This window comes from Stenotrophomonas sp. YIM B13575 (genome assembly GCF_042787595.1).
In the GTDB taxonomy this organism is placed as follows: domain Bacteria; phylum Pseudomonadota; class Gammaproteobacteria; order Xanthomonadales; family Xanthomonadaceae; genus Stenotrophomonas; species Stenotrophomonas lactitubi_B.
Map to the genome: position 1 here is coordinate 1 of NZ_JBHZOP010000172.1, position 8361 is coordinate 8361.

Genomic DNA, 8361 nt, shown 5'->3' on the forward strand with positions numbered 1-8361 from the left:
GGCCCGGGGCCGGCACTACCAGATGGCTCAGTTCGCCTTGTGGATCGCGCGCTTGCTCACGGCCATTGCCGCGTCGTGCACCACTTCCGACAGCGACGGGTGGGCGTGGCAGATGCGCGCCAGGTCATCGGCCGAACCGCTGAACTCCATGGTCAGCACGCCTTCGTGCACCAGCTCGGACACGTTGGCGCCGACCAGGTGCATGCCCAGGATGCGATCGGTTTCGGCGTGGGCCAGAACCTTCACGAAGCCTGCCGGCTCGATCATCGCCACGGCACGGCCGTTGGCGGCGAACGGGAAGCTGCCGGCCTTGTACGGGATGCCCTCGGCCTTCAGCTGCTGCTCGGTCTTGCCGACCCAGGCCAGCTCCGGCTCGGTGTAGATGACCCACGGAATGGTGTCGAAGTTGACGTGGCCCGGCAGGCCAGCGATCAGCTCGGCAACCGCGATGCCTTCCTCGAAGCCCTTGTGTGCCAGCATCGGGCCGCGCACGCAGTCACCGACCGCCCAGACGCCGTTGACGCCGGTGTGGCAGTGCGCGTCGACTTCGATCTGGCCACGCTCGTTGATCTTGACGCCGGTACCTTCGGCCAGCAGGCCCTTGGTGGCGGCGCGACGGCCGACGGCCACCAGCAGCTTGTCCACCACCAGCGACTTCTCGCCTTCGGCGTCGGTGTAGGTCAGGGCGACTTCCTTCTTCTTGCCCTTGCCGGTCACTTCGGCCTTGGAGACCTTGGCACCCAGGCGGATGTCCAGGCCCTGCTTCTTGAATTCCTTGGCGGCGGTCTTGGCCACTTCGGTATCAGCCGCCGCCAGGAAGTCCGGCAGCGCTTCCAGGATGGTCACTTCCGAACCCAGGCGCTTCCACACGCTGCCCAGTTCCAGGCCGATCACGCCGGCGCCGATCACGGCCAGGCGCGCCGGCACTTCGGTGAAGTCCAGACCGCCGACGTTGTCGACGATGGTGTCGCCGTCGAACTTGGCGAACGGCAGTTCGATCGAATCCGAACCGGCGGCGATGATGACGTTGGTGCCCTTCAGCTCGACGACCGAACCGTCATGCTGGGAGACCTTGACCACGTTGCCCGGCTGCAGTTCGCCGAAGCCGTAATAGGCGGCGACCTTGTTGGCCTTGAACAGCATGGCGATGCCGCCGGTGAACTGCTTGACGATCTTGTCCTTGCGGCCAACCATCGCCTCGACGTCCATCTTGGCATCCTTGAAGCTGATGCCGTGGTCGCCAAAGATGTGGCCCATGTTCCAGAACTGGCGCGAGGAATCCAGCAGCGCCTTGGACGGGATGCAGCCCACGCGCAGGCAGGTGCCACCCAGGGCCGGCTTGCCGTCCTTGCCCAGCGCTGCGTCGATGCAGGCGGTCTTCAGGCCAAGCTGGGCCGCGCGGATGGCAGCGTGGTAACCGGCCGGGCCGGCACCGATGACGACGACGTCGAATTGTTCAGCCATTGAAATAGTCCTTGTTGCATTACCAGAACCCCTCCGCGCAGGCGCGGAGGGGCGGGAGGTCTCTTACAGGCCGAACAGCATGCGGCCCGGGTTTTCCAGCTGGTTCTTGATGTCCACCAGGAACTGCACCGAGTCCTTGCCGTCGATGATGCGGTGATCGTAGGACAGCGCCAGGTACATCATCGGCGCGATCACGACCTGGCCGTTCTGGGCGATCGGACGCTCCTTGATGGCATGCATGCCGAGGATGGCGCTCTGCGGCGGGTTGATGATCGGGGTCGACAGCAGCGAACCGAAGGTGCCGCCGTTGGTCACGGTGAAGGTGCCGCCCTGCAGTTCTTCCAGGCTCAGCTTGCCGTCACGGGCCTTCTTGGCGTAGTCGGCGATGGTCTTTTCGATGTCGGCGAACGACATGCGCTCGACGTTGCGCAGCACCGGCGTGACCAGGCCCTTCTCGGTCGACACGGCGATCGAGATGTCCGAGTAGCCGTGGTAGATGATGTCGTCGCCGTCGATCGAGGCATTGACCAGCGGGAAGCGCTGCAGCGCATTGGCGGCGGCCTTCACGAAGAAGCTCATGAAGCCGAGCTTGATGCCGTGTGCCTTGACGAACTCGTCCTGCAGTTCCTTGCGCGCCGCCGACACCTTGGACAGGTCGACTTCGTTGAAGGTGGTCAGCATGGCGGTGGAGTTCTTCGACTCCATCAGGCGCTCTGCGATGCGCTTGCGGATGCGGGTCATCGGCACGCGTTCTTCCGGACGTGCGCCACCGGCCTTGCCGGCGCCGCCGTTGCGGGCGAAGTTGACGATGTCTTCCTTGGTGACGGCGCCACGACGGCCGGTGCCATCGACGTCGGCCGGATTCACGCCTTCGGTGATGGCGCTGAAACGGGCGCCCGGCGGCAGTGCGTCGGCAGCCGACTTGGCAGCCGGGGCCGGCGCAGCGGCGGCGGCCGGAGCAGCAGCGGCCGGAGCGGCCTCAGCCTTCTTCTCTTCGGCAGCCGGTGCCGGGGCAGCGGCCACGGCGCCTTCTTCGATGATCGCCACGACCTGGCTGGAAGTGACGGTGTCGCCTTCCTTGAACTTGATTTCCTTGATCACGCCATCGACCGGCGACGGCACTTCCAGGACGACCTTGTCGGTTTCCAGGTCAAGCAGGTTTTCGTCGCGCTTGACGGCGTCGCCCACCTTCTTGTGCCAGGTGGCGATGGTGCCGTCGGCGACGGATTCGGGCAGTACCGGGGCTTTGACTTCGGTGGCCATGCGGGAGCTTCCTGGTTTGTCTTCTAAATAGGGGGAGAGTTATTCAGCGAACGAGTCGTTGAACGGGTTGACCAGTGCATCGGCGACCAGCTGCTGCTGTTCGCGGACGTGGTCAGCCATGTGACCGGCAGCCGGCGAAGCCGAACGTGCGCGACCGGCGTAGTGCAGGCTCTGGCCATCGGCCAGGCAGAACTGCAGGTGGTGGCGGATCTGGTACCACGCGCCCTGGTTCTGCGGTTCTTCCTGCGTCCACACCACGTCGGTGGCCTTGCCGTACTTCTTCAGTTCGGCGGCCAGCAGCGCACGCGGGAACGGATACAGCTGCTCCACGCGGATGATCGCCACGTCGTCCTGGCCACGCTTGGTCTGGTCTTCCAGCAGGTCGTAGTAGACCTTGCCCGAGCACAGCACCACGCGCTTGACCTTCTTGGCATCTGCAGTGGCATCGCCGATCAGGTGCTGGAACTCGCCATTGGCCAGCTCGTCCAGGGTCGACACGGCCAGCTTGTGGCGCAGCAGCGACTTCGGCGACATCACCACCAGCGGCTTGCGGGTGGTCAGGTGCTGCTGGCGACGCAGCATGTGGAAGGCCTGCGCCGGGGTCGACGGCACCACCACCAGCATGTTCTCCAGCGCGCACAGCTGCAGGAAGCGCTCCAGGCGCGCCGAGCTGTGTTCCGGACCCTGACCTTCATAACCGTGCGGCAGCAGCAGGGTCAGGCCGGAAATACGGCCCCACTTTGCTTCACCGGCGGCGATGAACTGATCGATCACCACCTGGGCGCCGTTGGCGAAGTCGCCGAACTGGCCTTCCCAGATGCACAGGGTGTTCGGATCGGTGGTCGAGAAACCGTACTCGTAGGCCATCACGGCTTCTTCGCTGAGCAGCGAATCGATGATGGTGGCCTTCTCCGGCGAATCCACCAGCTGCCGCAGCGGCAGGTAGTAGTTGTCGGTCTTCTGGTCGTGCAGGATCGCGTGGCGGTGAGTGAACGTACCGCGGCCGACGTCCTGGCCGACCAGGCGCAGCGCACTGCCTTCATCCAGCAGGGTGGCGTAGGCCAGGTTCTCGGCAAAGCCCCAGTCGCCCGGGATTTCGCCGGCAGCCATTTTGCGGCGGTCGTCGTACACCTTGGACACGCGCGAGTGCAGCTGCACTTCTTCGGGCACGGTGTTGATCAGCTTGGCCAGCGCGACCAGCTTGTCCTTGTCGACCTTCGTCGACACCGGGTCGGACAGCTTGCCTTCCAGCAGCTTGGGCCAATCAACGAACAGCGGGCTGGTCGGCGGGGTCTTTTCGACCTTGGCCAGCTCGGTGGTCACTTCACCAGCATCGAGCTTCTCACGGTACGCATCGACCATCGCCTTGCCAGCGCCGGCGGCGATCACGCCCGCCTTTTCCAGCTGCTCGGCGTACATCTCGCGGGTGGTGGCGTGCTTGCGGATCACCTGGTACATCAGCGGCTGGGTGATCGCCGGCTCGTCGGCCTCGTTGTGGCCCCAACGGCGGTAGCACATCAGGTCGATGACCACGTCCTTGGCGAACTTCTGGCGGAACTCGAAGGCCAGCTGCGCGGCGAACACCACTGCTTCCGGATCATCGCCGTTCACGTGCAGCACCGGTGCGGCGATCATCTTCGCCACGTCGGTGGCATAGCGCGTGGAGCGCGTATCCAGCGGATTGGAGGTGGTGAAGCCGACCTGGTTGTTGACCACGATGTGCACGGTGCCGCCGACGGCGAAGCCGCGGGCCTGCGACATCTGGAACAGCTCCATGACCACGCCCTGGCCGGAGAAGGCCGCGTCGCCGTGGATCAGGATCGGCATCACCTGCTTGCGCGCGGTGTCCTTGCGGCGTTCCTGGCGCGAACGCACGGAGCCGGCAACCACCGGGTCGGCGATTTCCAGGTGCGACGGGTTGAACGCCAGCGCCAGGTGGACCGGGCCACCTTCAGTGGCCACGTCGGCGGAGAAGCCCATGTGGTACTTCACGTCGCCGGCCGAGGCGTGCTCGTCGTGCTCGAACTTGCCTTCGAATTCGTCGAACAGCTTGCGCGGGTTCTTGCCGAGGGTGTTGACCAGCACGTTCAGGCGGCCACGGTGGGCCATGCCCACCACCACGTCCTTGACGCCATCCTTGCCGGCGCTGCGGATGATGGTGTCCATCATCGGGATCAGCGAGTCGCCGCCTTCCAGCGAGAAGCGCTTCTGGCCGACGTACTTGGTGTGCAGGTAGCGCTCGAGGCCTTCGGCGGCGGTCAGGCGCTCCAGCGTACGGCGCTGGGTGTCAGCGTCCAGCTGGTAGTTGCCACCGGCCAGTTCCAGCTTCTTGTAGATCCACTGGCGCTGCTCGACCTCGGAGATGTGCATGAACTCCGCACCGATCGAACCGGTGTAGGTCGCCTTCAGGCGCGCCAGCAGGTCACGCAGCTTCATGCGCGGCTGGCCGCCCACGCCGCCGGTGCTGAACTCGCTGTTGAGATCACCATCGGACAGGTTGTGGAAGGGCAGGCCGAGGTCCGGGGTGTTGACCGGAGCAGCCAGGCCCAGCGGGTCCAGGCGGGCGTCCAGATGACCGCGCGAACGGTAGGCGGTGATCAGGCGACCGACATTGCGCTCGCGCTCATCGCCTGCACCGGTGCCGGTGCCTGCTTTCAGCGCATCCTTGGCCGCGTCCGCGATATGGGAAATGACGGCCGAGTGCGGAATGTCGCCTGCTTCGCGGCCCTTGAAGCCGTCGAAGTAGGTTTTCCATTTGGGATCGACACTATCCGGGGAGACCAGGTACTGCTCGTACAGGTCCTCGACATAGGAGGCGTTGCCGCCGGCGAGTTGCGAAGATTGCGCAAACTGCTTCAGTTGATTGTCCACGATGGAGGGTGCTGATTCGCTTTGTGGGGTATGGCTTCAGAAGGACCCGGCACGAAGATGAATAGCCATGCACGGGCGCGTTCAAACGGCCAAATTGTACCCCCATCCGGACACGAAGGGGCAGCGAGGAGGGCATCGGGCGTCCCCCGGTGTCGGTCCCAGACAGGTTGAGCGCGCCGGTCGCGGTCAGATGCCGAGCGCGCGCAATTCGCTGCATTCGCGCGAACGGTCCCAGACGCGCTGCAATTGCTGCTCGAACGGCTGCGAACGTGCCGGCAGCGCGATTGCGGATTCGCCGTCGAGGCGATGACCGATGAGACGAAAGTAGAAGTCGCCGGCATCGTTGAGCAGGCAGGCGGAGGCCAGGGCGCGATCGATCGGATCGGCCACCTCGCGGAACTGGATCACACTGGGAAGGCGCTGGAACAGCGCCAGCAGCGGCGCACCAGCGCTGGCGATGGCCGCGGCGTCATGCACGATCACCCGCAGCTGCTTGTCGTGGCGGGCGGTGACGAAGCGGCGCAGGGCCGCCTGTACCGGTGGTGCATCCAGCAGGCCGGGGTCCAGCTGCCGGCTGTGCAGCCACAGCCGGCAGCGGGCGCGGTGGATGATCGCCGTGGTGATCGCCACGGCTTCGGCGCGGCTGTCGATGGCCGATGTGGTCTGCAGCCGTCGCCGCATCTGCTGGTGGCCGATGCCGGCTTCTTCGAATTCCGGGCCTTCCGGCAGGAAGCCCTGGCGGGCGTAGAAGTCGCGGGCCGGCAGCTGCGCATGCAGGTGCAGCTCGGCCAGGCCGAGCTGGCGCCCGGCCTGTACCAGCGCCTCCAGCAGGGCCTCGCCAACGCCGTGGCCGCGATACGCAGCCAGCACCGCCATGCGGCCGATACGACCATCCGGCGCCAGCCGCCCGGTGCCGACCGGTTGCCCGTCGGCATCCAGCGCCAGCACGTGGGCGCAGACCGGGTCCAGGGCATCGCGCTCCAGGGCTGCGTCGATGCCCTGTTCCTGCACGAACACCCGTTGGCGCACGTCGTGGATGGCGACGTGGGCCTCGGCGTGGGGTACCTGCTGGACCCGGAGCGGACTCATGGTTCAGCCGCGGCTGGGGTCGCTGTCGTCTTCGTCGTGGTCGTCGAAGTTGACGATCACTTCAACGCCGTCGTCGTGCACGGTCACCAAGTGGACGTCATCGGACATGGCGTCAGCGTCGATGACCTCGACCTGCTCGCGGCCCTCGATCACCTCACCCAACACCGCTTCCTCCTCCTCGGCATACACCTCGTTCGGATCGATCAGCTGGAACACGCCGCCGACCAGCAGCTGCTGGAGTACTGTGCGGCCCTTGTCGGACAGGCCGCGGTAGGCGGCAGCGTCGAGCTGCTCGGCACCGGCCAGGCGCTGCGCGTCCTTGACCGGCAGGGCGAAGTCCTGGCCGCTGACATACAGGCTGGCGCCGCGCTTGGCCCGGCGCCAGGCCAGGCGCGCCCACGGGTGACGCTGCAGCAGCAGGCCCGACTGCAGGGCTTCGATCACTTCTTCCTGCGGCGGCGCGGCCTGGTGGGCCATCACCTCGCCGGCAGCGCGGTAGGTGGTGATGAAGCGGCCGAACCAGTCACCCAGCTTGTCCGGATCGTTCATGCGGATGGCGTTGAGGGCGGTGATCACCCGCGCCATTGCCACGGTGTCGATTTCGTTCGGGTCGGCCGGTGCCTTCAGATCGGCATCCTGGTAGCGGATGTTTTCGTCGGCGTCGGCGATCAACGTGTCCAGATAATCACTGATCAGCTCGGCCGAGGACGGTGCGCGCATGCCGAACGAGAAGGTCAGGCAGGGGTCTTCGGCGACGCCGTGATGCGGGACGTTCGGCGGCAGGTACAGCATGTCGCCCGGCGCCAGCACCCAGTCGTGGGTCGGCTTGAACACTTCCAGCAGCTTCAGCTCCACGTCGGGACGGAAGCCCAGCGGCGGGCGCTTGCCCTTGATCGATTCGCTGGCATCGATCTGCCAGCGGCGGTGGCCATGGGCCTGCAGCAGGAACACGTCGTACTGGTCGACATGGGCGCCGACCGAGCCACCGGTGGCGGCGAAGCTGATCATCACATCGTCCATGCGCCAGCGCGGCAGGAAGCTGAAGTGTTCGATCAGGGCGCGCACGTCCTTGTCCCACTTGTCCACGTCCTGCACCAGCAGGGTCCAGTCGTGGTCGGGCAGGGCCGGGAAGATGTCTTCCTGGAACGGGCCGCTGCGCACGCGCCAGCTGTCCTGGGTCTTGTCATGCTCGATCAGGCGGGCCAGCACGCCCTCTTCGCAGGCCAGGCCGGCCAGGTCTTCCGGCTGTACCGGGGTCTGGAAGTCGGGGAAGGCGTTGCGGATCAACAGCGGGCGTTTCTGCCAGAAGTCGCGCAGGAACACGGCCGGGGACATGCCCAGCGGCTGGCCACGACGGGCGGTGACTTCGATCAGGGGGGAGGTGGACTTGCGGGCGGCCATGGGGGAGTTCCTTGCAGCGGAAAGCGGGAGGGGCGGCGTGGCGGGCCGCCAAGGCCTCCATTGTCCGACGTTCGTTGGGATTGCGCACGTGCGGTGGTTTGTCGCGGGGTTCCGGCCAACGGCTGAGCCCCTCGTGGCGACATCTTGGTAGGGTCGACTGTTAGTCGACCGGCTTCATGGGCTTGGCCGGGCGGGTGGGCTGCGCGGGGGACGCTGCAAGTACGTCCCTGTAAGCTTGGCCGCCGCATCCATGCGGCGGACACCCCCGCGCAG

5 protein-coding genes are annotated in these 8361 nt (G+C 66.1%); all 5 read right to left on the minus strand.

Annotated elements, in window-relative coordinates; translation table 11 throughout:
- Positions 1-27 precede the first annotated feature (27 nt).
- Complete coding sequence (lpdA, locus tag ACFX4F_RS20100; protein WP_380658082.1) at positions 28-1464, minus strand: dihydrolipoyl dehydrogenase; 1437 nt, start codon at positions 1462-1464, stop codon at positions 28-30.
- Positions 1465-1527: 63 nt separating this feature from the next.
- Entirely contained in the window at positions 1528-2727 is a 1200-nt protein-coding gene (gene sucB, locus ACFX4F_RS20105) for a dihydrolipoyllysine-residue succinyltransferase (RefSeq protein ID WP_099821127.1), read from the minus strand.
- Between the two features lie 39 nt (positions 2728-2766).
- The gene (locus ACFX4F_RS20110) at positions 2767-5598 is read right to left on the minus strand and encodes a 2-oxoglutarate dehydrogenase E1 component (RefSeq protein ID WP_380658084.1); all 2832 of its coding nucleotides are present in this window, start codon (positions 5596-5598) and stop codon (positions 2767-2769) included.
- 186 nt (positions 5599-5784) lie between these two features.
- Positions 5785-6687 (minus strand): GNAT family N-acetyltransferase, encoded by a 903-nt coding sequence (locus tag ACFX4F_RS20115; protein WP_380658086.1) that lies wholly within the window; start codon positions 6685-6687, stop codon positions 5785-5787.
- 3 nt (positions 6688-6690) lie between these two features.
- Positions 6691-8088 (minus strand): JmjC domain-containing protein, encoded by a 1398-nt coding sequence (locus tag ACFX4F_RS20120; protein WP_380658088.1) that lies wholly within the window; start codon positions 8086-8088, stop codon positions 6691-6693.
- Between the last annotated feature and the right edge of the window lie 273 nt (positions 8089-8361).